The sequence below is a fragment of the Sphaerisporangium aureirubrum genome (assembly GCF_042658925.1).
GTDB classification, from domain to species: domain Bacteria; phylum Actinomycetota; class Actinomycetes; order Streptosporangiales; family Streptosporangiaceae; genus Sphaerisporangium; species Sphaerisporangium aureirubrum.
In genome coordinates this window covers 1-1,159 of record NZ_JBHSRF010000190.1, presented here as the reverse complement: position 1 = coordinate 1,159, position 1,159 = coordinate 1, and the positions used below count along the sequence as shown (strand labels likewise).

Here is a 1,159-nt window from a genome sequence, read left to right as displayed (position 1 = left end):
TCCAGCCAACTCGCCACCGACCTACTCCGCCACCTGCCCACCGCACCGGAAACCTCGTGAAGGGAGCATCACCGATGCCTGCCGACACCGACCACCACACGGCCTTCATCGCCGGGCTACGACAGCTGGCCACCTTCTTGGAGGCCAACCCCGAAGTCCCCGTACCAAGGCACTCCACCAGCATCGCCTATTTCCCGGAGCGCACAGCCGACGCGGAGATGTGCGCCGAGATCGACCGGATCACCGCATTGTGCGGCTCGAAGATCGACCCCGGGTCTCTGACGCACGACCACTACGGGACCACGCTGTGCTTCGGGCCGATTCGCTACGAGGCATTCGCGGTCCTCGCCAACGCCCGTGCCAGACACGACGCCTTCGTCAGTTACCAGGGCTGCATCACCCCAAACGCCAAGACCGAACCGCTCCCGGTGATCCACTACCGCTGCTGCACCTGCAACGGGACCGGCGTCAACGGCGACAACCAGACCTGCCCCGACTGCGACGGCATCGGAATCGACCTCGGCGCATAACTCTGAGCGCCCCCCGCGTGGCCACACAACCGCCAAGTTCCGCGCCACGCCGGGGGCCATCCCCACAGATCGCTCTGCATAGGACGGAACCCATCTTGCCCAACCTGACCGATCCACACGCGGTAGCCGGGATGATCGCCCGGCTCCACGATCCCCACTACGAACGCTGGGCCTCCCAGATCCGCCGGACCGGCGGCTGTCAACAGCCCATCCACCTGCGCGGCAAGGTCGAACACTGGGACCCCGCGACCGGCACGCTCCTTCACCGCTACAGCACACACCTGGAGCCGGACGGCGTACTGCGGGTGGCCTGCAAGACCAGGCGCGCGACCCGCTGCCCCTCCTGCGCCGAGACCTACCGGGCCGACACCTACCAACTCGTCCGCGCCGGCCTGGTAGGCGGCAAGGGCGTCCCGGACTCGGTGAGCGCTCACCCATGCCTGTTCGTCACCCTCACCGCGCCGTCCTTCGGCATCGTCCACACCCGGCGGCAACGAGATGGCAAGCTGTTGCCCTGCCACCCCCGGCGCGACGCCGGGACATGCCGGCACGGCCGGGTCATGTCCTGCACCATCCGGCACGGAGTCGACGAACCGCGCCTCGGCGAACCGTTATGCCCGGAGTGCTAC

2 protein-coding genes are annotated in these 1,159 nt (G+C 67.9%); both read left to right on the top strand.

The window, feature by feature from the left end:
* Nucleotides 1–74: 74 nt before the first annotated feature.
* A complete protein-coding gene (locus ACFP1K_RS41080) occupies nucleotides 75–530 on the top strand; it encodes a hypothetical protein (RefSeq protein ID WP_380764022.1) in 456 nt (151 codons plus the stop codon).
* Between the two features lie 95 nt (nucleotides 531–625).
* Nucleotides 626–1,159: replication initiator (locus ACFP1K_RS41075; protein ID WP_380764020.1), on the top strand; the 534-nt coding region annotated here is incomplete at its 3' end.

What these genes read in the sequence shown, in the direction of transcription:
- ACFP1K_RS41080 (WP_380764022.1), top strand. Translation starts at nt 75, where the DNA reads ATGCCTGCCGACACCGACCACCACACGGCCTTCATCGCCGGGCTACGA.